This window comes from Thalassospira lucentensis MCCC 1A00383 = DSM 14000, from assembly GCF_000421265.1.
In the GTDB taxonomy this organism is placed as follows: Bacteria; Pseudomonadota; Alphaproteobacteria; order Rhodospirillales; family Thalassospiraceae; genus Thalassospira; species Thalassospira lucentensis.
Map to the genome: position 1 here is coordinate 52,761 of NZ_ATWN01000001.1, position 21,535 is coordinate 74,295.

At 57.0% G+C, this 21,535-nt stretch carries 23 protein-coding genes and 1 pseudogene; 19 read left to right on the plus strand and 5 right to left on the minus strand.

The window, feature by feature from the left end; genetic code table 11:
- The first annotated feature begins 25 nt into the window (after positions 1-25).
- Positions 26-967, plus strand: coding sequence for an alpha/beta hydrolase family protein (locus K355_RS22725; protein ID WP_081649429.1), 942 nt, complete (start codon positions 26-28; stop codon positions 965-967).
- A 557-nt stretch (positions 968-1,524) separates the two neighbouring features.
- On the opposite strand, the gene K355_RS0100280 is transcribed toward K355_RS22725, so the two are convergent.
- Entirely contained in the window at positions 1,525-2,136 is a 612-nt protein-coding gene (locus tag K355_RS0100280) for a glutathione S-transferase family protein (protein ID WP_028791177.1), read from the minus strand.
- 123 nt (positions 2,137-2,259) lie between these two features.
- Here K355_RS0100280 and K355_RS22730 point away from each other — a divergent pair, with 123 nt between their 5' ends.
- The gene (locus K355_RS22730; RefSeq protein WP_147250383.1) at positions 2,260-3,054 is read left to right on the plus strand and encodes an MmyB family transcriptional regulator; all 795 of its coding nucleotides are present in this window, start codon (positions 2,260-2,262) and stop codon (positions 3,052-3,054) included.
- A gap of 326 nt (positions 3,055-3,380) precedes the next feature.
- Here the strand turns inward: K355_RS22730 and K355_RS0100290 are convergent, their stop codons facing one another.
- Complete coding sequence (locus tag K355_RS0100290) at positions 3,381-4,292, minus strand: LysR family transcriptional regulator (protein ID WP_022730110.1); 912 nt, start codon at positions 4,290-4,292, stop codon at positions 3,381-3,383.
- A gap of 118 nt (positions 4,293-4,410) precedes the next feature.
- Here K355_RS0100290 and K355_RS22735 point away from each other — a divergent pair, with 118 nt between their 5' ends.
- Entirely contained in the window at positions 4,411-4,893 is a 483-nt protein-coding gene (locus tag K355_RS22735) for an ester cyclase (protein WP_022730111.1), read from the plus strand.
- Here the strand turns inward: K355_RS22735 and K355_RS25305 are convergent.
- The 3 genes and pseudogenes from K355_RS25305 to K355_RS0100310 all read right to left on the minus strand — a co-directional run bounded on the left by K355_RS25305 (position 4,846) and on the right by K355_RS0100310 (position 6,378).
- On the minus strand, positions 4,846-5,256 hold the full coding sequence (locus K355_RS25305) for a TetR/AcrR family transcriptional regulator (RefSeq protein ID WP_245562878.1): 411 nt from the start codon (positions 5,254-5,256) through the stop codon (positions 4,846-4,848). The two genes, K355_RS22735 and K355_RS25305, sit on opposite strands and share 48 nt — an antisense overlap.
- 133 nt (positions 5,257-5,389) lie before the next feature.
- Positions 5,390-5,682: pseudogene (locus tag K355_RS24815) on the minus strand (transposase); the annotation flags it as partial.
- 141 nt (positions 5,683-5,823) lie between these two features.
- Positions 5,824-6,378, minus strand: coding sequence for a TetR/AcrR family transcriptional regulator (locus K355_RS0100310; protein ID WP_022730113.1), 555 nt, complete (start codon positions 6,376-6,378; stop codon positions 5,824-5,826).
- A gap of 88 nt (positions 6,379-6,466) precedes the next feature.
- On the opposite strand from K355_RS0100310, the gene K355_RS0100315 reads away from it, so the two are divergent.
- The 16 genes from K355_RS0100315 to K355_RS0100390 all read left to right on the plus strand — a co-directional run bounded on the left by K355_RS0100315 (position 6,467) and on the right by K355_RS0100390 (position 21,502).
- Positions 6,467-7,210: an SDR family NAD(P)-dependent oxidoreductase gene (locus K355_RS0100315; RefSeq protein ID WP_022730114.1), complete on the plus strand. Its 744-nt coding sequence runs from the start codon at positions 6,467-6,469 to the stop codon at positions 7,208-7,210.
- A 43-nt stretch (positions 7,211-7,253) separates the two neighbouring features.
- The gene (locus K355_RS26150; protein WP_022730115.1) at positions 7,254-7,385 is read left to right on the plus strand and encodes a hypothetical protein; all 132 of its coding nucleotides are present in this window, start codon (positions 7,254-7,256) and stop codon (positions 7,383-7,385) included.
- A gap of 310 nt (positions 7,386-7,695) precedes the next feature.
- Positions 7,696-9,729, plus strand: coding sequence for a conjugal transfer protein TraG (locus K355_RS0100325; protein WP_022730116.1), 2,034 nt, complete (start codon positions 7,696-7,698; stop codon positions 9,727-9,729).
- A 147-nt stretch (positions 9,730-9,876) separates the two neighbouring features.
- Entirely contained in the window at positions 9,877-10,278 is a 402-nt protein-coding gene (locus K355_RS0100330) for a ribbon-helix-helix domain-containing protein (RefSeq protein WP_007090702.1), read from the plus strand.
- The gene (gene trbB, locus K355_RS0100335; protein WP_022730117.1) at positions 10,275-11,255 is read left to right on the plus strand and encodes a P-type conjugative transfer ATPase TrbB; all 981 of its coding nucleotides are present in this window, start codon (positions 10,275-10,277) and stop codon (positions 11,253-11,255) included. The genes K355_RS0100330 and trbB overlap by 4 nt, the downstream gene beginning before the upstream one ends.
- 13 nt (positions 11,256-11,268) lie before the next feature.
- Positions 11,269-11,604: a TrbC/VirB2 family type IV secretion system protein gene (locus K355_RS0100340; protein WP_051145917.1), complete on the plus strand. Its 336-nt coding sequence runs from the start codon at positions 11,269-11,271 to the stop codon at positions 11,602-11,604.
- On the plus strand, positions 11,604-11,873 hold the full coding sequence (locus K355_RS0100345) for a VirB3 family type IV secretion system protein (RefSeq protein ID WP_022730119.1): 270 nt from the start codon (positions 11,604-11,606) through the stop codon (positions 11,871-11,873). The genes K355_RS0100340 and K355_RS0100345 overlap by 1 nt, the downstream gene beginning before the upstream one ends.
- Entirely contained in the window at positions 11,867-14,317 is a 2,451-nt protein-coding gene (trbE, locus tag K355_RS0100350; protein WP_022730120.1) for a conjugal transfer protein TrbE, read from the plus strand. Before K355_RS0100345 ends, trbE begins: the two co-directional genes overlap by 7 nt.
- On the plus strand, positions 14,314-15,024 hold the full coding sequence (trbJ, locus tag K355_RS0100355) for a P-type conjugative transfer protein TrbJ (protein WP_022730121.1): 711 nt from the start codon (positions 14,314-14,316) through the stop codon (positions 15,022-15,024). The genes trbE and trbJ overlap by 4 nt, the downstream gene beginning before the upstream one ends.
- Before the next feature lie 17 nt (positions 15,025-15,041).
- On the plus strand, positions 15,042-16,376 hold the full coding sequence (gene trbL, locus K355_RS0100360; protein WP_022730122.1) for a P-type conjugative transfer protein TrbL: 1,335 nt from the start codon (positions 15,042-15,044) through the stop codon (positions 16,374-16,376).
- The gene (gene trbF, locus K355_RS0100365) at positions 16,377-17,084 is read left to right on the plus strand and encodes a conjugal transfer protein TrbF (RefSeq protein WP_022730123.1); all 708 of its coding nucleotides are present in this window, start codon (positions 16,377-16,379) and stop codon (positions 17,082-17,084) included.
- Positions 17,085-17,089: 5 nt separating this feature from the next.
- Positions 17,090-18,079: a P-type conjugative transfer protein TrbG gene (trbG, locus tag K355_RS0100370; RefSeq protein WP_022730124.1), complete on the plus strand. Its 990-nt coding sequence runs from the start codon at positions 17,090-17,092 to the stop codon at positions 18,077-18,079.
- On the plus strand, positions 18,069-19,256 hold the full coding sequence (locus K355_RS0100375; protein ID WP_022730125.1) for a TraB/TrbI/VirB10 family type IV secretion system protein: 1,188 nt from the start codon (positions 18,069-18,071) through the stop codon (positions 19,254-19,256). Before trbG ends, K355_RS0100375 begins: the two co-directional genes overlap by 11 nt.
- The gene (locus tag K355_RS0100380) at positions 19,253-19,504 is read left to right on the plus strand and encodes a DUF2274 domain-containing protein (protein ID WP_022730126.1); all 252 of its coding nucleotides are present in this window, start codon (positions 19,253-19,255) and stop codon (positions 19,502-19,504) included. The genes K355_RS0100375 and K355_RS0100380 overlap by 4 nt, the downstream gene beginning before the upstream one ends.
- A 254-nt stretch (positions 19,505-19,758) precedes the next feature.
- Complete coding sequence (locus K355_RS0100385) at positions 19,759-20,595, plus strand: type IV toxin-antitoxin system AbiEi family antitoxin domain-containing protein (RefSeq protein WP_245562903.1); 837 nt, start codon at positions 19,759-19,761, stop codon at positions 20,593-20,595.
- Positions 20,588-21,502 (plus strand): nucleotidyl transferase AbiEii/AbiGii toxin family protein, encoded by a 915-nt coding sequence (locus K355_RS0100390; protein ID WP_022730128.1) that lies wholly within the window; start codon positions 20,588-20,590, stop codon positions 21,500-21,502. The genes K355_RS0100385 and K355_RS0100390 overlap by 8 nt, the downstream gene beginning before the upstream one ends.
- The last annotated feature ends 33 nt before the right edge of the window (positions 21,503-21,535 follow it).

The window sequence follows — 21,535 nt, forward strand, 5'->3', positions numbered from 1 at the left end:
GCATATTCATAGAAAGGACAATAACATGACCCAAGTAACGGAAACTTCAGTTGCACAACCCACCCGCGACGAGTTCGTCGCTGGACTAGTCTCCGCAATGCAAAACCCGGCGCGCTCGCCGATCCTGCGCTCACCGGCCGATGACGGCATCGCTTTCGAGGACATCTACTTTCCCGCTGCGGACGGCGTGACGATCGAGGGCTGGTTCATCCCCGGCGACAGCGACCGCCTGATCGTCGCCAATCACCCGATCTGGGCCAACCGCTACGGCTTCCCCGGTCATCTGAAACCCTACAGCGACGCCTGGGAAGCCAGCGGCAACAACATCGAAGTCAACTTCATGCCGGACTACAAGCACCTGCACGAAGCAGGCTATAACATCCTCGCTTATGACCTGCGCAACTTCGGTCAAAGCGGCGCTGGCAGCGGCGGCGTTATCGGCAACGGCATCCGCGAATATCGCGACGTCATCGGCTCGCTGCGCTATGTTCGCACGCGGTCTGACCTCAAGAACCTGAAGCTCGGTCTGCTCAGCCGCTGCTGCGGCATGAACGCGACCATGGTCGCCATATCGAAGCACCGTGAGGAGTTCGACGACGTCCGCGCGATCGTCGCTCCGCAGCCGATATCGCTCAGCTCCTTCTACCGTACGATCCTCGCTCACATGGACATGTCGGACGCGCTGCCGGAGGTTGCCGACGCGCTGCGCCGCGCGACCAGCATGGAGTTGAAGGATATGGACATGCCGCAATACGCGGCCGCGGTGGACATCCCGGCTTTGCTGCTGCAGGTCCGCGACGACACGCTGACCACGCCCGATGACGTACAGGCGATGTTCGACGCCATGCCGACCGACCAGAAGGACCTCATCTGGATCGAAGGTACGAACCGGCGCTTCGACGGCTACAACTATCTCCCAGCCAACCCCAAGCCGATGCTCGACTGGTTTGAGCGGTTCGTTGCCTAACGCATGCGATCGCTGCACCTAAGGGGAGGGGCTCCGTCGCGCGGAGTCCCGAACCATTGCCAAAGAGGTCATCCATGTACCTTTTGCCAGCGGCACCGACGGCAGATTTGCCCTCGATCTCTTGCGTGTCGACGGACCTGATTTGTTGGATCAGGATTGGCGAAACGCCGCCTGTTTTTACTTGCAGGCGAGATTACCGGCCCGCGGAATCCGTCCGCAGTTCCTTGGTGCAGTGACGCATTCGTAACCCTTCAAGACATTGAGCGAGAACGTAGGAACCAGTCAAAGCGTTTTGCTATCAACGGGCTCACAACAAAGACAATGAGGCTTACTGTGATCGGCGTTAGAACCAGTGTTCGATGCCACAAAGCCCAGTTGTCGGCCAGCGAACTCAATGCATAGAGCAGGAGTGTCACGATGGGATACACGAATACCATCATGACGATTGTCATTCTGATTTTGGATGGTTTGAAGGGAACGACGGCGGGGCCGTCGTATGCCTTCAGATTCTTCGAATTGCAGATCATAGCTCTAGACTTATCCAAATGAACAACTTCCTAGTAATCGGTGCTCGGTCGCTGGCGAAACTTCTTGTACCAAACGTCAAGGCGCGGATGAGCGGAGCCAAAGGGTAGGTCGAACCTCTCCCGACATGTTTGAAAAATTGAAAATACTGTGCAGTCCGCGACTGTAGGCATGTTTCCTGCCACGAACTCGTTATCGCCGATCGTCGTCTCAAGAACATCCAGTATTTCGGTGACGTACTCAAAGAGCTTGTTGGCAACCTCCGGTGATGGGGATGCTTCTTTGGCAGGAAAGGATTGGGTAACGTTCCATAGCCAAAGCTGAGACCGGACCACCAGATCTGTGCCCAGGCGCTCAAGCGACCGTATTTGCGATCGAGAAATGATATCCGTCCCCATCATTGGCGGGTCGGGATATAATTCCTCCAGATACTCGACAATGGCAGCCGAGTCCGTGATCGGCACACCCTCGTCGGTGACGAGCGTCGGGGCTCGTCCGCTGGGATTGATTGCGAGGTATTCGCGGGACTTGTGCTCTCCTCCCGCGTAATCAAGTTCATATCGCGGAATCTCGATCCCTTTTTCGTTCAGGTAGATGATAACGCGTCGCGGATTCGTCCCCTTTTGAAACTGGTAGAAGAGCATACAATTCAACCTTTCGCCTTTGGTGTTTCGCTCAATAGTCATGTCTCTGAGGTTACGCGCAATTAATCCTATTACAATGTGGTTTTTATGCTATTACTAAAGTGATGTTTTATGAGGTGAGAAGTGGCGTCTGATCGTTTAATGCGCGTGCCGGCCAGGCAGACGTTGGCGGACTTCATTCGCCATTGTCGCGAGCGCACCTCTCCAGAATCGCTGGGCTTGCCGCAGGTGCGCCGCCGTCGAACCAGAGGCCTTCGTCGTGAGGAAGTCGCCGCGTTGGCTGGTGTCGGCTTGACGTGGTACACTTGGTTCGAGCAGGGGCGTGACATAGCGGTATCGGATGATTTCCTCCATCGATTGGCGCGAGGACTTCGGCTTGACCGAGCCGAACGGGAGCACTTTTTTGCACTGGCTGGCCGTGAGACATTTACGGATGGAGCTGAAAGTGCCGAGCTTCCTCTGTCACTCGCAAGGATGATCAATGCGCTTGATCAAGCCGCCTACATAATGAACAGCTCTTGGGATGTTCTGGCCCATAACAAGGCGGCAAGGATCCTGTTTGAAGACCTCACATTGCCGCGACCGAATATGCTCCGTATAGTCTTCTTTTCGGACCACTACAGGCAGAAGATTCAAGACTGGCAGTTCGCCGCGAGGCTTGTCCTGCTTAAGGCGCGCCATGACTATCTGACGGGCGGGAAGAGCCCGATTCTAAAGTCCGTCCTCGACGAGGTCCTTCAAGCCGTTCCAGAAACTATGGAATGGTGGGATGATCCCGAAGTTCTCCGGATCGGCGATATGGACATTACGCTCCGCGACGCACAGGGCAGGTGGAGAAGCTATCGTCTCAATATCCTCGTCTCCGAGGACAGGCCCGGACTTCGCATCGCCTTCTACGATGAAAAAGTAGTAGCTTGAACGGACAGCCTTACAGCGTGGCCGTGCAGCTGTCCCTGATTTCCTTGGTTGACAGCGCGGGCGGTGTCGGGATGTCCCAATACTACCAAGCATGTAAATCTCTTCTTTCGGAGCGGGGCCTGGCCTGGCCGAGAGTAATGCGTTCGAGCAAAGCGCACCGGTGAATATCGGGATACTGCTCTAAGCGGTGTGGACAGTTATCTAAGCCGCAATACGATGGCGGCATGGCGCTGGGAGCCAGGCGGCTACTGGGGAGAGACCAACGATCATCTGAAGCCGAAGAGCGGCCAATGGAATTGCGTCCTGTCGTCGACGACTGCACGGTTTCAATTACTATCTCGCGCCTGCGCATCGTATGACCGCAGAAACCTGATGAAAGCCGTCAATTGCGGAGGAGGACTACGGCGGCCTGGATAATAGAGCATGTAGCCCTCTTCCTCGGCGGTCCATTCCGGGAACAAGTCGACGAGCTGGCCGGCGGCGAGCCCCGCCTCGACCATGTCTCTGAGGACATAGGCAATGCCGAGCCCGCCTAGCGCGGCTTCAACCATGAGGACCATCCGGTCGAGCGTGAGCTGCCCAGGCACATCCACTTCGAGCTCATCGTCGCCGCGCGAGAACTCCCACAGGTACCGGCGTCCGTCGGGCATCCGGATGCGGATGCATCGGTGAGCCATGAGATCGGTCGGATGCTCAGGGCGGCCGTGTTGCTCGATGTAGGCTGGCGACGCTACGGCGATCCAGCGGAGGGGCTTGCCGAACCGCACGCCGATCATGTCGCCCGAGACAGTCTTGCTCAACCGGATGCCGGCATCGCATCCCTGTGCGACGACATCGATGAGGCGTTCTTCATGATGAAGTTCGAGCTCGACCAGCGGATGGTGCAATCCGAACGCCGGGATGATCTCTGTCAGAAGGTAGAGCGCTGCTGATAAGGGCGCGTTGATTCGGAGGACACCCCGAATGTGGTCGTCTCCGCGTATCGGTGCCGCAAGAGCCTGTCCCAGCCCGGAGACGAACGGCTCGATCTTCGCCAGAAAGGCAGCCCCTTCGGGCGTTGCCGCAACGCTTCTGGTCGTCCGATTGAAGAGGCGAAATCCAAGACCTTTCTCAAGTGACGTCATTGCGTGGCTGAGGGTCGAGGGTGCGAGATCGAGCCGTTTGGCCGCCCCGCGGAAGCTGCCGGTCTCGGCGATGCAGAGAGCGATGCGGAGGTCTTTTAGGTCGGGTTCGTGCATAGGTGGTCATCTTCGAACAGGGTGTGCGCAATTGATGGTATTGTTCTTTCTATAGGACAAGTCTATTTGTCCATGGCGGCCCCCAATCGCAGGGGCCCTCAGCAAGAAGGAGTAGATCATGCCAGTCGGCAACGAGCCCAATCTAAGAGCAGACGATTCCACCTTGTCGCAGCGTGCACGCGAGCTTATTCGGATCGGTGAGATCGGAATCGCGCGCGAGAATGCGACCGAGATGAGCAAATTCTTCCACCCCGATTTCCGGTTCTACGGTCCCGACGGCGGCGCGTTGACCCGCGAAGAGCTTTGGGACTTCTTCGCGGCCTGTCGGGCGGCATTCGATGATTTTGCAGTCACACGGCAGCAGATCTTCGAAGATCGACAATATCTCGGCGCTCGCACGACCTTTTCGGGCATCTTCGCTAGGCCATTCACGGCTTCGCCCATTGGGACGATCCAGCCCACTGGTCAGTCGATGTTCTTCAACATCAACAACGTCTTCGGCTACGCACCCGACGGGACTCTGATCGAAGAATGGGCGCAATACGACAGTCGCCTATTTCTGGAGCGGCTTGGCGTCCGGCTGATTCCGGCCTCGGCCTAACCCTATCCGGAGGCATTTCCGAAGATGCAGCGCGCCGTCCAGGGTCGTGGCCTCGATCAGGCTTGCGAGTACAAGGCAGCCTTGACGCCCTTCCGAGCCGGAAGCAGAATCCAGATAAAATCGCAAGGTTTCTGCAATGCGCTCACGCCCGGTGTGCGATCCGCGCAGCCGCTCGGCAAGCTGTTGCTGCCTATCCTCCACGTAGTAGGTGAACGCGGCTGCAAAGACCCCTTTCTTGTCTTTGAACGCCTTGTTGAGGTTTCCCGCGGTGAGGCCGGTCGCGTCCTTGAGCAGGTCAATGGATGCGCCATCGTATCCGTGCTCGCGGAAGACGGGCGCGGCACTGGCTAGAACCGCTTCCATTTTAAAAGCGCGAGGCCGTCCCATCACAGGGCGGTGAGACGGGGGAATGCTTGTTCATGACCCAACATAGGAAACGGTTATTTCCTATGTCAAGTGCAAAAGCAATGTTGCCGGCGCTCTCTCGCCTCTAGGCATGAGCCACAGCCTTCCGCTTCGCACTGGGCGTCACCATTTTTTGCGGCGAAATCCTTCAGGATCGCGTTATCGAGCATCTGTTCGGCCAGCAACTTCTGGAGGCGGGTGGTCTCGTCCTCGAGGGTCTTCAGTCGACGCGCATCCGACACGTACATCCCGTCATACTTCGCCTTGAGCTTGTAGAAGGTCGCCGAGGAGATGCCGTGCTTGCGGCAGACATCAGCCGTCGCCGCTCCCCTGCTCCTTCAGCATCCCGATGACCTGCTCTTCCGTGAACCGTGAGGGGGGCATCGTCCGTCTCCTTATGTGACGGGGACTCTACTCAAATCTGGAGAATCGGGGGCTCAGGTCATCCTGAATGGCTTGATAGCGATCGACTGAAAAATAAGGCAAGGTCTCCGATTAATCCAACCGCTCGCGGGTCTACATCTGTCAGCGCACGATAATGCCGGAAAGGAAAAGATCGACCAGATGAATAACGCGCGTTTTCGGTGAGTTGTCCTTTTCGAGCGCGATCGAAATTGCGCTGACCACGTAGATAAAGTCGGCAAAAGTGACATCCGCGTGGACCGCCCCGGCTTCTTGCGCGCGCCGAAGCAGTCGATTGCCTTCCGCAGTAATCGCATTGCAACCGGGCGTACCGCATTCAACCACCGTTCCCAGAGAAGCTGCCAGACTCTGATAGGTGCTTGTGTTCAAAGCCAGCTCTTCAAGATACGCTCGTATGGCGGCGCCAGGATCATGATCTGCATCTCGTGCCTGGCTGGCTTCCGCGAGTGACAAGAACCGCTCATTGCTGGTGGCCGCTAACAGTTCTTCGCGTGTTGGAAATCGACGATAAAGCGTGCCAATCCCGACTTTTGCGCGCTTCGCCACCTCGTCCAGCGGTACTCCGGCCCCTCGTTCGAGAAACAATTCCTCCGCCGCGACGAGGATCTGTTGACGGTTTCGTTCCGCGTCGACCCGCAGCCCAGACTTATCGCTCAATATTTTTTCCCTTTGCAGCCTTGCTAAGTGGAGGATAGCTCCATATTTAAAATGGAGGAACCCTCCATTTCATTTTAAAGGTAATCAGATGACGAAGCGATTTGAAGACAAGGTCGTGGTAATTACCGGCGGCAGCGACGGCATCGGCTTGGCAACAGCAAAACTCTTCGCAGAGGAAGGTGGCCATGTTTACATCACGGGGCGTCGGCAGCACCTGCTCGATGAAGCTGTAAACCAGATCGGTCACGGGGCTATCGGCGTACAAGGGGATGCCACCAATCTGGCCGACCTGACGAGCCTCTACGAGCGTATCAAGCATGATCACAACAAGGTTGATATTGTTTTCGCCAATGCCGGCATGCACGAGGCCGTTCCGCTCGAAGCGATCGACGAGGCCCATTTCGATTCAATGTTCGGTCTCAACGTGAAAGCTATGGTCTTCACCGTGCAAAAAGCGCTGCCGCTGATGACGGAGGGGAGCGTGATCGTCCTCAATGGTTCGATTGCGGGGTCCAAGGCGTATCCAGGCCAGTCGCTCTACAATGCCAGCAAGGCAGCCGTGCGCTCGTTCGCCCGAAGCTGGACAAATGACCTTAAGGAGCGAGGCATCCGCGTGAACGTGGTCTCGCCTGGTGGAACAGAAACACGCCTGATACGGAGCTACCTCGACGCGCAGCCGGAAGTCGAAGAAGCGCTAAATAAAAGCGTTCCGCTTGGGCGGTTGGGGAAACCGAACGAGGTAGCACGAACAGTCCTCTTTTTGGCATCAAGCGAGAGTAGCTTTGTCGCTGGACATGAGCTTTTTGTCGATGGCGGTGTCGCCGCGGTTTAGGCCTCTGGCAAGTCCCGTCCAGTCCAGTCCCAAAAGATGGATTATGCAGCACATTGTTGTTGGTACTGAAAGCGAGCGTGTCGAGGTGTTAATTGCGACATCCCACCCCAATCACCGTAACGGTATTGCCTATCAGCATCGGCTGGACAAATTGACCGGCTTCACCAATTTATGAGGCGACGAGAGCATCCTCTGGGAGGCCTTTGGTCGTCTCACTCTGGTTTCAACGCTGATCAGACAGGGTGTCTACAATTCAAGCGGCTATGTGCTGGGAATTCGGATAGGTAAATGTCGAACTTGACCTCAAAAAGCTGAAAACTCTCTAACAAGCACACAGAATAACCGTCCAGTCGCAAGAGCGACAGGTTAAGGGCGTCGTGGAACGTAAGTAAGCTGACATAAGTCCGGTTTCTGCTTTACCCGCATGATGATTTCCTGACCGCCACTGTGTGTTTATCGCGCTGCAAGGAATGGCGAGATCAGATATGACCCCGACCAAGCTGTTGATTGGTCAAATCCTTGTTGTTTTTTCCGTCATCATACTCGGTGTATGGGGAGCCACTCAATGGTGTGCCGATATGCTGGACTATCAGGCGCAACTCGGTAATCCCTGGTTCATTATTCTCGATTGGCCGGTTTATGAACCATGGAAGCTGTTTGCGTGGTGGTACTTCTTTGAGGCCTATGCGCCTGAGGTGTTCGATAAGGCCGGAATGCTGGCAGCTGGAAGCGGCTTCATCGGATGTGCTGCCGCAGTGGCTGGTTCCTTATGGCGCGCCCGTCATAGCCGGTTGGTAACGACCTATGGGTCCTCCCGCTGGGCTTTCCCGCGCGAAATTTCGAAAGCAGGATTGTTTCGTCCTAAAGGCGTGTTTCTCGGAAAATATCAGGGCAGGTATCTCAGGCATGACGGGCCGGAGCATGTGATGGCCTTTGCGCCAACGCGTTCGGGCAAAGGTGTTGGACTGGTCATTCCGACACTTCTGTCCTGGACCGGTTCAGCCGTGATCCACGACATCAAGGGTGAGAACTGGCAACTGACGGCGGGATGGCGCTCCAAATTCTCCCACTGCCTGTTGTTCAACCCGACCGATCCCCACTCGGCCCGTTACAATCCCCTGCTGGAAGTGCGTAAAGGACCTGACGAGGTCCGGGATGTACAGAACATTGCAGATATCCTGGTTGATCCAGAGGGCGCTCTGGAGCGTCGGAACCATTGGGAGAAAACCAGCCATGCCCTTTTGGTAGGTACCATTCTGCATGTGCTTTATGCCGAGGAAGAAAAGACATTGGCGCGCGTAGCAACATTCTTATCCGATCCGCATCGTTCCTTTCCGGCCACCTTGCGCCGGATGATGGCAACCAATCATTTGGGGACACCGGATGATCCCAAGGTCCATCCGGTCGTCTCCTCGGCAGCACGGGAAGTGCTCAACAAATCCGAGAATGAGCGATCCGGAGTCCTGTCGACGGCGATGTCCTTTCTCGGGCTGTATCGCGATCCGACGGTGGCGATGACGACCGCAGCGTGCGATTGGCGGATCGCCGATCTGATGGATGCGGATAAACCTGTTTCGCTCTATCTGGTCATCCCGCCTTCCGATATCTCCCGAACCAAACCCTTGGTGCGACTGGTGCTAAATCAGATCGGTCGCCGATTGACGGAACGTCTTGAAGGCGATCCGGCCAAGGGACACAAGCATCTACTATTGATGATGCTCGACGAGTTTCCTGCTCTTGGTCGGTTGGAGTTCTTCGAGACGGCTCTGGCCTTTATGGCCGGCTACGGCATCCGGGCTTATCTTATTGCCCAGTCGCTCAATCAGATATCCAAGGCCTATGGCGAGAACAATGCCATCCTTGATAACTGCCATGTCCGGATCGCATTCTCGTCAAATGATGAACGGACTGCCAAGCGGATTTCGGATGCGCTTGGCATGGCAACGGAACAACGGGCGATGCGCAATTATGCTGGCCACCGGTTGGCGCCTTGGCTCAGCCATGTAATGGTCTCGCGTCAGGAAACGGCACGACCGCTTCTGACCGCCGGTGAGGTGATGCAATTGCCGCCCAAGGATGAACTGGTTCTGATTTCCGGGCTTTCGCCGATCCGGGCGAAGAAGTTGCGTTATTACGAAGACCGGAATTTCACGTCCCGTATTTTGCCGGCACCGGTTCTTTCAGACGTAGAATATTCGGACAAACCGAACGCACGCAAAGACGGCTGGTCAGGACAGGTACGCAAAATGGATGACCGTCTGTCTGGTACAGATCGTGATCCTTCCGTTTCCGGGAGCGCGGATGAAGGTGGAATGCAGCAGCAACGACATCCTTCATTATCCGAAGAGCAGAAAATCACTGAACCGGAACTTACGCAAGCTGATCTGCCCGGATTGCTTGATGAAGATAGCGAGGTCGTTGCGGACAAACGGGTGATTGATCGTTTGTCAAAGCCTGCCCGTGTCTATGGTTTGAATGAGGCCTTGGGGCCTGATCGGGATTTGCTCGACGGATTATAAACGGTGTCAGTTCTGTCCGAACATTTAAAAACTTACAATTGTGTTCTGTCGATAAAGAACGTGTTTCGTCGTAGGTAGGGCACATAAGAGATTTTGGCCCTTTGTCCCATCCTTCCCTGACCTTTTCCGATAGTCAGGGCAGGGGCGATGAAGCCGCGTCACAACATCTATATTGATGCCGATACCAGTGCCGAGCTTGAGGCTCTGGCGGCACGTCCGGGGACCTCCAAGTCGGCGATCATCGGCGATGCCCTGCGTCATTATCTCCGTCATCGCGGTGCCAATGCTCTTGATGAAGCTTTGCGCATTCGTCTGGACCGCCTCAGCCGGGAGAGTGCGCTGGTTCGTCGGGATATCGACGTTCTGACCGAGAGCCTCGCGTTTTTCGTACGGCTCTATCTCACCTTCAATGCCCATACCCCGGTCCCGGACAAGGCCACCCAGGCGGTGGCCAATGAGCGCTACCAGAAATTCATCGAACAGGTCGGCCGCCAGATTGCCGGTGGGCGCAAATCGTTCGAGAGCGACGAGACGGAGGCGGAACAATGAACACCGTCTCCGAGCAACGCCGCCGCGACATGCTGCGCTCCGCATTGGGGGCCCCGATCTCCGAAGCGCTCCGGGACCCTGCCGTGATCGAGATCATGGTCAATCCGGATGGCAAGCTGTGGCTGGATCGGCTGGGGCAGGGATGCATCAATACCGGGGTGGTTATTCATCCGGCCGAAGCGGAACGGATCATCCGTCTGGTGGCATCGCATATCCGCACAGAGACCCACTCCGACCAGCCGATCGTCAGCGCCGAACTGCCTGCTCAAACCAATGCCGTCGGTGGCGAACGTTTCGAGGGATTACTGCCGCCCGTGGTTCGTGCCCCCTGTTTTGCCATCCGCAAACCGGCCGAATGCATCTATACACTCGCCGATTATGTTCGTGACCGGATCGCGTTGCCGCTGCAGGCCGATGCTTTGCGCAAAGCGGTGCATGATCGCAGGAATATTCTGATCGCCGGGGGTACCTCGTCGGGCAAGACCACATTGGCCAATGCGCTGCTCGCCGAGATCGCCGATTGCGAGGATCGCGTGATCCTGATCGAGGATACGCGCGAGCTGCAATGTGCCGCCCGTGATTGCGTGGCTCTGCGGACCCGGCGTGATGTGGTGTCGCTTTCCGATCTGGTGCGCTCGACCCTGCGCCTGCGGCCCGACCGGATCATTGTCGGTGAGGTGCGGGGACCGGAAGCGCTCGACATGCTCAAGGCCTGGAATACAGGCCATCCCGGCGGACTTGCGACCGTGCATGCCAATTCCGCCCATGCCGCCCTCTATCGCATCGAACAGCTGGTACAGGAAGCGGTCACGATCGTACCGCGTCACCTGATTGCTGAAGCCATCGATCTGGTGGTGTTCATCTCCGGGCGTGGTCCGGCGCGCAGGATCGAGACCATCGCCGTGCTCAACGGTCTGGATGGCAATGGCGACTATGCCCTGACCCCGCTCACTCTTCCCCGACTTCAATCGATCTGAATGGAGGAAATTCATGTCCGCAAGACATTGCGTACCGCCTCGTACTCTCCTGTCGGCTTTCTGTCTGGCGGCAGTAATGCTGATCGTGCTGGCACCCGATGCCATGGCCGCCGGTTCGGGTATGCCCTGGGAAGAGCCGCTGCAGCGCATTCTGGAATCCGTTCAGGGGCCGGTGGCCAAGATCGTTGCCGTGATCATCATCATCGTCACCGGTCTGACCCTGGCTTTCGGCGAAACCTCCGGCGGGTTCCGGCGCCTGATCCAGATCGTGTTTGGTCTGTCGATCGCCTTTGCGGCCAGTTCCTTCTTCCTGTCCTTCTTCTCGTTTGGCGGTGGGGCGCTGGTCTGATGCGTGATGATCGGTCCATCAAGGGGTTAGATATTCCGGTCCATCGGGCACTGACCGAGCCGATCTTTCTTGGAGGCGCACCGCGTTCGGTCGCCATCCTCAATGGCACTTTCGCAGCGGCCATCGGGCTTGGCCTGCAGCAATGGGCTGCCGGATTGGGGCTGTTCTTCATCGGCCAGACACTGGCAGTGTTTGCTGCCAAGCGTGATCCGGATTTTTTACCGGTCCTTGCCCGCCATCTGCGCCAGAGGAGATGGTGGCGATGCTAAATCTTGCCGAATATCGCAACAAGAATGCGTGTCTTGCGGACCTTCTGCCATGGGCGGCTTTGGTCGCACCGGGGATTGTGCTGAACAAGGATGGTAGCTTTCAGAGGACCTTTCGGTTTCGCGGCCCCGATCTCGAAAGTGCGACCGAGGCCGAACTGGTCGGGTTTTGTGCGCGGGTCAATAATGTGCTCAAGCGTCTCGGTTCGGGCTGGGCGCTGTTCTTTGAAGCAAACCGGCGCGAGGCCGAGACCTATTCGGTATCTGAGTTTCCCGATCCCGCCTCATGGCTGGTCGATGAGGAACGTCGGGCGGCCTTTGCCGAAGCGCGTCAGGGGGCACATTTCGAAAGCCGCTATTACCTAACCTTACTGTTCATGCCGCCGCCCGACATCCAGTCACGCGGCACAAAGCTGTTTGTGGAAACCGGCCGGAAGGAAGAAGGACGGAACTGGCGGCTGGAACTGGAACGGTTCACCGAGGATACGGAGCGGGTGCTGGACCTGCTGGCAGGCTTCATGCCCGAAATCGTGCCGTTGGATGACGACGAGACGCTGACATTCCTCCATGAAACCGTCTCGACCAAACACCATCCGGTGCATGCACCCGAGACCCCGGTCTATCTTGATACCATCCTTGCCGACACACCGCTTGTGGGTGGGTTGGAGCCGATGCTGGGTGATTGGCATCTGCGCAGTATCACCATTCTGGGCTTTCCCGATACCACCCGGCCCGGCGTGCTGGATGCGCTCAATCATCAGGACTTTGCCTATCGCTGGGTCTCGCGTTTCATGCCGCTGGATCGTACTGATGCCAACAAGGTGCTGACCCGCTTGCGCAGGCAATGGTTCGCCAAGCGCAAATCGGTTGCCGCCATCCTGCGCGAGGTAATGACCAATGAGGCATCAGCACTTGTTGATAGCGATGCGGATAACAAGGCAGTGGATGCTGATGCCGCGCTGCAGGCGCTGGGCGGCGATCATGTCGGGTTTGGTTATCTGACGGTAACAGTCACGGTCTTTGATCGCGATCTCCAAGCCGTCGAGGACAAGATCAGAACGGTGGAGCGGATCGTCAATGGGCATGGCTTCACAACAATCCGCGAGACGATTAATGCAGTGGAAGCATGGCTTGGCAGTTTGCCCGGTCATGTCTATGCCAATGTCCGCCAGCCTTTGATCCATACGCTTAATCTGGCCCATCTCACACCACTCTCAGCGGTCTGGGCCGGGCCAATTGATAATGTCCATCTCTCCGAGGTCACAGGACAGTTCTGTCCGCCATTGTTCTATGCGCAAACTTCGGGGACCACGCCGTTTCGCTTTTCCACCCATATCGGCGATGTCGGCCATATGCTGATTGTCGGGCCGACCGGGGCAGGAAAGTCGGTTCTGCTCGCCCTGATGGCGATGCAGTTTCGCCGTTACCCCGATGCGCAAATCTATATGTTCGATAAGGGCAACTCGGCCCGCGCTGCGGTGCTGGCCATGGGTGGGGAGCATTATCCACTGGGTGCCAGTGAAGGCCTGTCTTTTCAGCCGCTGCGCGAGATCGACGATCCGGCGGTCCGAAGCTGGGCCGCGGACTGGATCGCGATGCTGCTCGCTCATGAGAAGGTCCGGGTCACACCCGAGATCAAGGATATGGTCTGGTCAGCCCTTTCAAGTCTGGCAAGTGCACCGGTCTCGGAGCGGACGCTCACCGGACTTGTCATGCTTTTACAGTCCAATGCAATTAAAGCTGCATTGCAGCCCTATACGCTGGAAGGCCCACTTGGCTATCTGCTCGATGCGGCTGAAGACCGGCTAACACTTTCCGACATTCATTGCTTCGAGACCGAGGAGTTGATGAACCGGGCCGGGGCGGTGCTGCCGGTTCTGACATGGCTGTTTCATCGGCTCGAAGCGCGGTTTGACGGCCGCCCGAGCCTGCTCATTCTCGATGAGGCCTGGATCTATCTTGATAATCCGCTGTTTGCCGCGCGCATTCGCGAATGGCTCAAGGTTCTGCGCAAACGCAATGTCTCGGTGATCTTCGCCACCCAGTCATTGGCCGATATCGCGGATTCAACCATCGCACCAGCCATCATCGAAAGCTGCCCGCAGCGGATATTCCTGCCCAATGACCGGGCGATCGAACCGCAGGCCAGAGAAGCCTATGAGCGGTTCGGTTTGAATAGTCGTCAGATTGATCTGATCGCCCAAGCTACCCCCAAACGTCACTACTACCTGCAATCCAGGCAGGGCAATCGGCTGTTTGAGCTCGGGCTCGGCCCGATCGCATTGACCCTGTGTGGTGCCTCGGACCCGGCCGCCCAGAAGCTCATCGATCAGGTCTTGGCCGATCACGGGCATACGGATTTTGCCCAACACTTCCTCGCGGCCAGAGGGTTGGAATGGGCCGGGGATCTGATCGGTCAGTTTTCCAAGGCAGGAGAGGTCTCATGAAACGCACGATGTTCAAAGCCATTTCAATTGTCTTGCCAGTTCTGTTCTGGAGCCATGTGACCCTTGCCGCCTGGCCGGTCTTCGATGCGACGAATTTCGCCCAGAACATTCTGCAGGCCAGCCGGGCACTGGAGCAGATCAACAATCAGATCCGCTCGCTTCAGAACCAGGCAACCATGTTGCAGAACATGGCGCGCAATCTCGAACGTCTGGATTATTCCTCCGCCAGCCAGATGATGAGTGCGCTCGACCGGATCGATGGCTTGATGATGCAGGCTGACGGGATCGGGTTTGATGTTGCCGATCTCGATTTGCAACTCGCCCGGCAATATCCCGACAGTTATGAGGAAACCCTCAAGGCCAGTGAGATTGCGACCGCGGCGCGCGCACGCTGGCAAAATACCATGGACGCCTATCGCAAGAGCCTGCGTTTGCAGGCCGGGATCGCTGGCAATATCCAGCAGGATCGTCAGCTGCTCAATGATCTGGTGGTGCGAAGCCAGGGCGCTCCCGGTGCCTTGGCCGCCCAGCAAACCGCCAATCAGTTGCTGGCCCTTTCGACAAAGCAGCAGATGCAGATCCAGTCGATGCTGATTGCCCAGCAACGTGCGGAAACCCAGGATCGGGCGCGCAAGGCCCAGAGCGAGGAAAGCGGGCGTGCTTTGACCCAACGCTTCCTCGGCTCATCCAGTGTCTATGACGAATAATCGGATCGGGTTTGGGTATGGAAGATCTCGGCATCATTGATCGCTTCATGGAGGTGTTTGGCCGCTATATCGATAGCGGCTTTGGACTGCTATCGGGCGATGTCGGGTTTCTGACCTCCATCCTGATCGGGATTGATATTACGCTGGCCGGTCTGTTCTGGGCGCTGGGCGGCGAGGACAATATTCTCGCCCGCCTGATCCGCAAGGTGCTTTATGTCGGGACCTTCGCCCTGATCCTCAATAATTTCCAGAGCCTGAGCGGGATCATCTATGCCTCGTTTGCCGGGCTGGGGTTGCAAACCGTACCAGGAAGCCTGACCGCAGACGATCTGTTGCGACCGGGCAAGATTGCCGCGACCGGCTATGAGGCGGCATGGCCGCTGATCGCGCAGGTCGGCAACCTGGTCGGCATTCCCGATCTCTTCGTTAATGCCCTGACCATCTTCGTGCTGTTGTTGGCCTGGTTTCTCGTGATCATCGCCTTCTTCATTCTCTCAATCCAGCTCTTCATTACGGTGCTTGAGTTCAAGCTGACAGCGCTTGCCGGCTTCGTGCTGGTGCCGTTCGCGCTGTGGAACAAGACGGCCTTTCTGGCCGAACGCGTACTTGGCAATGTCATTTCATCAGGTGTGAAGGTGATGGTACTCGCCGTGATTGTCGGGATCGGTTCCACCCTGTTTACAAGTTTTACCAATGCCCTTCAGGGACAGGAACCCGACATGGCCGCAGCCATGTCGATGGTACTCGGAGCTCTGGCGCTTTTGGGGCTGGGTATCTTCGGGCCCGGTATTGCCTCGGGTCTGGTCTCAGGTGCACCTCAACTCGGTGCCGGGGCTGCACTTGGAACGGCCGGTGCAGCCGCCGGGGCGACGCTTTTGGTCGGTGGTGCCGCACTGAGCGGTGTCGGGGCGGTTGCCGGCGGCGGTCTGGTTGCCCTGCGTGCGGCAACTGCACTTGGCGCTGGGGTCACAACGTCCTTTCAGGTGGGACGTGCCGCCTCGGGGGCCTCCGGTCTGGCCGGGACCGCTGCCGGTATGGGCGGTGTTGCCCGTGCTGCCGGTGGCAAGGCTTCCCAAACCGCGCGTTCCGTGTCGGATCGCGCTGTCAAAACCCTGAAGCTGGAAGCCGAGAAGGGCAGGGCTGCCGCCTGGACCGCGACCGGTGGCGTGCCTACCGGATCGGCAAGCTTTCATGCAGCCAACAGCAATAGGGCGACGGCACCTGACTGGGCACGACGTCTGCGTCATGAGCAGAACATGCGAGCCCATCGGCACTCGACCACGCAGGCTGTGCGCGATGGTGATCGCCCCGGTTCTGGCGCCAATCCGTCTCTCGATGAAAAGGGGGAATAGATGCCGTTTAAAAGATCCCTGCAGCGTTATGGTTCGACGCCCGAACCCGAAACACCCTATCAGAGAGCCGGACAGGTTTGGGATCGGCGTATCGGATCGGCGCGCGTTCAAGCCCGGAACTGGCGGCTGATGGCTTTTGGCTGTTTTGCTTTGGCTTGTTCGTTATCGGGTGGATTGATCTGGCAATCCCTGCAAAGCCGGGTGGTGCCCTATATCGTCGAGATCGATCGTTTCGGCGAGGCGAGAGCAATCGCACCGGTCGCGCCGGACTATCAGCCGAACGATGCACAAGTCGCCTGGTATCTGGCGCGCTTTATCAAACTGGTCCGCTCGGTTTCGACCGATCCGGTGCTTGTCCGGCAGAACTGGCTGGCAGCCTATGATTTTGTCAACGGTCAGGCCGTACAGTTCCTCAACGATTATGCCAATCGTAACGATCCCTTCGCCGGGATCGGCGAACGGAGTGTGTCGGTCGAGGTCTCAAGTGTGGTGCGGGCGTCTGATCAATCCTTTCAGATCAAATGGCAGGAGCGGATTTATGAGCGCGGCGTGCTGATGGGCACCGAGCGCTGGACCGCCATCCTGACCGTGATTTCCAAACCACCGGTCGATGCTAGAGAACTGCGCAAGAACCCGCTCGGGCTCTATGTCCGGGCGATCGACTGGTCGCGCGAGTTCGATACATCCTCTCCCGGATCGCAGGAGTAATTCACATGAAACCCGATGCGATGATGCTTACCTGTTCGATGATGGTGCTCACGGCCTGCAAGGCGGGGACACCGCCACCTGCAATCAGCTATGATCGGGCCAGCTTCAAAGAGGCGACCATTCAAGCGGAGCCCGCACGTCCGGTCGAAATCGTTGAAGTCCCCAAACCCTTGCCCCTGCCGGGGCAACTGATGCCGCTGCCAGACAGATCACCGGCAGACAAGCTTTCGCCCGAAGAGAGGGTCGAGACGGCGAATAAGGCAGCGCTTCTGGAGCCGACAAAACACGGATATGTCAATGCGGTGCAGGTCTATCCCTACAGTGAAGGCGCGCTTTATCGCCTCTATGGCGCGCCGGGGCATGTGACCGATATTGCCCTACAGCCCGGTGAACAGCTCCGCGCCGTATCGGCCGGGGATACGGTGCGCTGGGTGATTGGCGATACCACCAGCGGATCGGGCGACAAACAACAGGTTCATATCCTGATCAAACCCTTCGCACAGGCGCTCAAAACCAATCTCATGATCGCCACCGATAGGAGAACCTATCATCTGCAAATGCTCAGCACCGCAGAAACAGCCATGGCAGCGATTTCCTGGAGCTATCCGCAGGACCGTCTGGTGATGTTGCGCCGAAACAATGCCGAGGCCCTTGCGGCACAACCGGTCGATCGCAATCTGGTGCTTGAGAAGATCAGTTTTAGCTACGAGATCGAAGGAGACAATCCGCCCTGGCGGCCGATCCGAGCGTTTGATGATGGACGCAAGGTCTATATCGAATTCCCCGAGCATATTGATTGGGGCGAGGTGCCGCCACTGTTCGTGATCGGGGCCAATGGCGACACCCAACTGGTCAATTACCGCAAGCGCGGCACCTATTACATCGTCGATCAGCTGTTCCGGGCGGCTGAACTGCGTATGGGAACCGACCCGCAACAGGTGGTGCGGATCACGCATCTTGAGGCGTCAGGTGGAGGAGTCCGCGATGACGGATAGATCGGAGGAGAGTTTTGAGCTGCGCGGCCGGCCCGATGCCCGGATTGTTCGCTTCCGGCGCAGCATTGTGATTGGGGTTACCGCGCTGGGATCGGGAGCCCTTCTCGGGATCGCGATGATGGCCTTGCAAACGCCGTCCCTGAAAAACGACACCGATAATGACGAGCTCTATCATGCCGGGCAGCAGGCGAGACCCGATCAGTTGGAAAACCTGCCCAAGGATTATTCCGAGATAAAGCAGGATGTGCCAAAGCTTGGGCCGCCTTTGCCGGGCGATCTGGGACGTCCGATTGTCGCAGCCCAGCGGGCACAAGGAATGGACATCACGTCCGGCGAACTTTCGCTGGCCGAACAGCGGCAGGCCCAACAGGCGATTGACGCACGGGAGTCCGGTGTATTCTTCTCGCTGGCCAATACGGTGTCGTCCGAGCGTTCAAACACTCAGGCTTCCGAAAATCGAGCAATGATAAATGGGGATGTTGCCTCAATTGCAGCCAGTACCGATCCGAATGCGGTTCCGGACGAGCAGCAGCGCAAGCTCGATTTCATGCGTAAATATGACGATGGCGGGATTTACAATCCGCATCCGTTGGAAACGCCGGTCTCGCCCTGGCAGGTGATGGCGGGCAGCATCATTCCGGCCAGCTTGGTTACCGGGATCAATTCCGATCTTCCCGGCTTGATCATCGCCCAGGTGGATACCAATGTGTATGACACTGTCACCGGCATGACCGTGCTGATCCCGCAGGGGGCCAGACTGATCGGCACCTATGACAGTGTGGTTGCTTTCGGCCAGTCGCGCGCGCTGGTGGTCTGGCAGCGCATCCTGATGCCCGATGGAACGTCGATCCGGCTTGATAACATGCCGGCCTCTGATGCCAGCGGCTATGCCGGGCTCGAGGATGAGGTCGATTACCATACATGGCAGTTGCTCAAGGGCATATCGCTGGCGACCCTGCTCGGGGTCGGGACCGAACTGACGCTTGGCAGCGACGAGAGCGATCTGGTGCGCGCCATTCGCGAAAGCACACAGCAGAATGTCGACCGGGCCGGACGACAGATCACCGAGAAGAACCTCAATATCCAGCCGACCATCAAGATCCGTCCCGGCTGGCCGGTCCGGGTGATCGTTCAGCGCGACCTTGTGCTTAAACCCTATGATGGAGAGCAAAGATGATGAAGCTTGCCAAACTGCCCGATCGCAAACCTGTCAGACTGACGGTGACTGTTAATGCCGATCTGAACCGGAAGCTTCGGGATTATGCGACGCTCTATCGCGAGACCTATGGCGAGAGCGAGGCGGTTGCTGAACTGATTCCGTTCATGCTGGAAGCGTTTCTTGAGAATGACCGTGCCTTTGTGCGGGCACGGAAGGAGGGGATGACTGGTACCGTGCAGGAGGGGCGGCAAAGCAAATCGTCGTGAGTGATGTGGGTCAGGTGTCAGTCTCATATGATGCCGGGGGCGGTGTTACAAAAGCTCGGCATTTGTGAATGGATGCCGAGGATTTGTAACATCTCGACGTATAGGGGTACTGCTCTCGGGATATTTTACTAAATACTGTTTTTGATGGTTAAAAGCCATCAAAAACTGGGAAATTAAAAATTCAATTGATGATGTTTTCAAAAAATGCGATTTTGATGGTTATGAGCCATCAAAGAACTCCAAGGTTGAAACCGATGCTGGAGCGGGTGCCACCCGGCTTCCTGGTTGATGCGGCATGGCTGAAGCGGTTTGGCGTCGATCCCAAATCGATCCATAACTATGCCGAGCGCGGTTGGCTGGAGCGGGTGGTTCGAGGTGTTTACCGTCGGCCATTGTCACGCACGGATCATTCACCCCGTTTGAACCAAAATCCCGCTCCCGATTGGCAGCTTGTTTTGCTGTCGATCCAGTCGATCATGGAACATGAGGTCCATCTGGGAGGATTGAGTGCACTGACCTTCCACGGTTTCTCTCATTATCTCTCACTGGGCCATAAAGAGCGTATCTATCTCTATGGCGAGGTGCCGTCCTGGCTTGCCCGATTGCCGGGAGAAACAGAGTTTATTGTTCGCTCGACCAACCTGTTTGCGGATGATCCGGCTGGTATCGAGAACGTGGAACGTCCGCTCGAGAATATGAGCGGCAATACTGGTCCAACCATTAGTCCGTGGCATTGGCCGCTCAAGGTATCCTCACCAGAACGGGCGATCCTTGAAGCACTTGATGAATTGCCATCGCATGCGGGTTTTGACAATCTCGACATGATCTTCCAGGGGCTTGCCAATTTGCGACCGAAGCATCTCATGAAGCTCTTGCGCACTTGTCAGAGTATCAAGGTCAAACGGCTGTTTTTCGTTTTTGCTGATCGTCATTCCCACGCCTGGCTGAAATATCTCGACAAATCTGAGATCGATTTGGGATCGGGGCCGCGCGCCTTGATCAAGGATGGAAAAATACATCCGATCTACCGGATCTCAGTCCCCGAAGCATTCATGCCCTCGGAGCAGGGGGAGGGGAGCCATAATGCGTGAGCGCTATGTCGAACAGGTCCGGCTGCTGATGCGCCTTCTGCCGGTGATTGCGCGAGAGGAAGTCTTCGCGCTGAAAGGCGGTTCGGCGATCAATCTTTTCTACCGAGATTTACCCCGTCTGTCTGTTGATATCGACCTCACCTATTTGCCGATTGAAGATCGGGCGGCGTCGCTTGCAAATATTGATCAGGCACTGGACCGGATCATTGTAGCGGCAAGCCGAGATAACAGGGATGTACGGTTTCAGCGGATCGCTGGTGGTGGAAATCTGGAAACCCGGATCATGGCTACGCGAGGAACAACCAATGTGAAGATTGAGACGTCTCCGGTCATGCGCGGCACTGTTCTGCCACCCGTTTTGCACAAGGTATCGGATGCTGTGGAAGAAACCTTCGGGTTTGCCGAGATGCATGTCCTCTCATTTGAGGATCTATATGCCGGAAAATTGCATGCCGCCCTTGATCGGCAGCATCCGCGGGACCTGTTTGACGTCAAGCTGCTATATGAAAATGAAGGGCTGACCGAAGGTCTACTGAGGGTTTTCCTAGTCTATATCAGCACATCGGGACGGCCGCCGCATGAGTTATTGGCACCGGCACTTGTTCCGATTGAGGAACAGCATGATCAGGAATTTGCGGGGATGACGCGAGACGAGGTCAATCCCGTTGATCTGGAAAACGTGCGATCACGGTTAATTGCCGATATCCGAAATACCCTCACAGGGGATTTCGCCCGCTTCCTGTTGTCGCTGCATGATGGAGAGCCGGATTTTAACCTGATAGGTTTGCCAGCAGCAGAACAGCTTCCGGCTGTCCAATGGAAGCTTCTTAATCTGCGACGCCTTAAGGATGAGAACCCGATGAAGCATGCTGAATTGAGTAAATGCTTACAAACCTTAATTTCCTGAAATTGCCCAGAACTCAATTTTTTAACCAACATG

Excerpts from the sequence above, each read along its gene's own strand:
- trbJ (WP_022730121.1), top strand. The coding sequence starts at position 14,314 with ATGAAACGCACGATGTTCAAAGCCATTTCAATTGTCTTGCCAGTTCTG.
- trbE (WP_022730120.1), top strand. The coding sequence starts at position 11,867 with ATGCTAAATCTTGCCGAATATCGCAACAAGAATGCGTGTCTTGCGGAC.
- K355_RS0100280 (WP_028791177.1), bottom strand. The coding sequence starts at position 2,136 with ATGCTCTTCTACCAGTTTCAAAAGGGGACGAATCCGCGACGCGTTATC.
- K355_RS0100330 (WP_007090702.1), top strand. The coding sequence starts at position 9,877 with ATGAAGCCGCGTCACAACATCTATATTGATGCCGATACCAGTGCCGAG.
- trbG (WP_022730124.1), top strand. The coding sequence starts at position 17,090 with ATGAAACCCGATGCGATGATGCTTACCTGTTCGATGATGGTGCTCACG.
- trbL (WP_022730122.1), top strand. The coding sequence starts at position 15,042 with ATGGAAGATCTCGGCATCATTGATCGCTTCATGGAGGTGTTTGGCCGC.
- K355_RS26150 (WP_022730115.1), top strand. The coding sequence starts at position 7,254 with ATGCAGCACATTGTTGTTGGTACTGAAAGCGAGCGTGTCGAGGTGTTA.
- K355_RS0100290 (WP_022730110.1), bottom strand. The coding sequence starts at position 4,292 with ATGCACGAACCCGACCTAAAAGACCTCCGCATCGCTCTCTGCATCGCC.
- K355_RS0100315 (WP_022730114.1), top strand. The coding sequence starts at position 6,467 with ATGACGAAGCGATTTGAAGACAAGGTCGTGGTAATTACCGGCGGCAGC.
- K355_RS0100380 (WP_022730126.1), top strand. The coding sequence starts at position 19,253 with ATGATGAAGCTTGCCAAACTGCCCGATCGCAAACCTGTCAGACTGACG.
- K355_RS0100345 (WP_022730119.1), top strand. The coding sequence starts at position 11,604 with ATGCGTGATGATCGGTCCATCAAGGGGTTAGATATTCCGGTCCATCGG.
- trbF (WP_022730123.1), top strand. The coding sequence starts at position 16,377 with ATGCCGTTTAAAAGATCCCTGCAGCGTTATGGTTCGACGCCCGAACCC.
- K355_RS25305 (WP_245562878.1), bottom strand. The coding sequence starts at position 5,256 with ATGGAAGCGGTTCTAGCCAGTGCCGCGCCCGTCTTCCGCGAGCACGGA.
- K355_RS0100340 (WP_051145917.1), top strand. The coding sequence starts at position 11,269 with ATGTCCGCAAGACATTGCGTACCGCCTCGTACTCTCCTGTCGGCTTTC.
- K355_RS22735 (WP_022730111.1), top strand. The coding sequence starts at position 4,411 with ATGCCAGTCGGCAACGAGCCCAATCTAAGAGCAGACGATTCCACCTTG.
- K355_RS0100325 (WP_022730116.1), top strand. The coding sequence starts at position 7,696 with ATGACCCCGACCAAGCTGTTGATTGGTCAAATCCTTGTTGTTTTTTCC.
- K355_RS0100385 (WP_245562903.1), top strand. The coding sequence starts at position 19,759 with ATGCTGGAGCGGGTGCCACCCGGCTTCCTGGTTGATGCGGCATGGCTG.
- trbB (WP_022730117.1), top strand. The coding sequence starts at position 10,275 with ATGAACACCGTCTCCGAGCAACGCCGCCGCGACATGCTGCGCTCCGCA.
- K355_RS0100375 (WP_022730125.1), top strand. The coding sequence starts at position 18,069 with ATGACGGATAGATCGGAGGAGAGTTTTGAGCTGCGCGGCCGGCCCGAT.
- K355_RS22725 (WP_081649429.1), top strand. The coding sequence starts at position 26 with ATGACCCAAGTAACGGAAACTTCAGTTGCACAACCCACCCGCGACGAG.
- K355_RS0100390 (WP_022730128.1), top strand. The coding sequence starts at position 20,588 with ATGCGTGAGCGCTATGTCGAACAGGTCCGGCTGCTGATGCGCCTTCTG.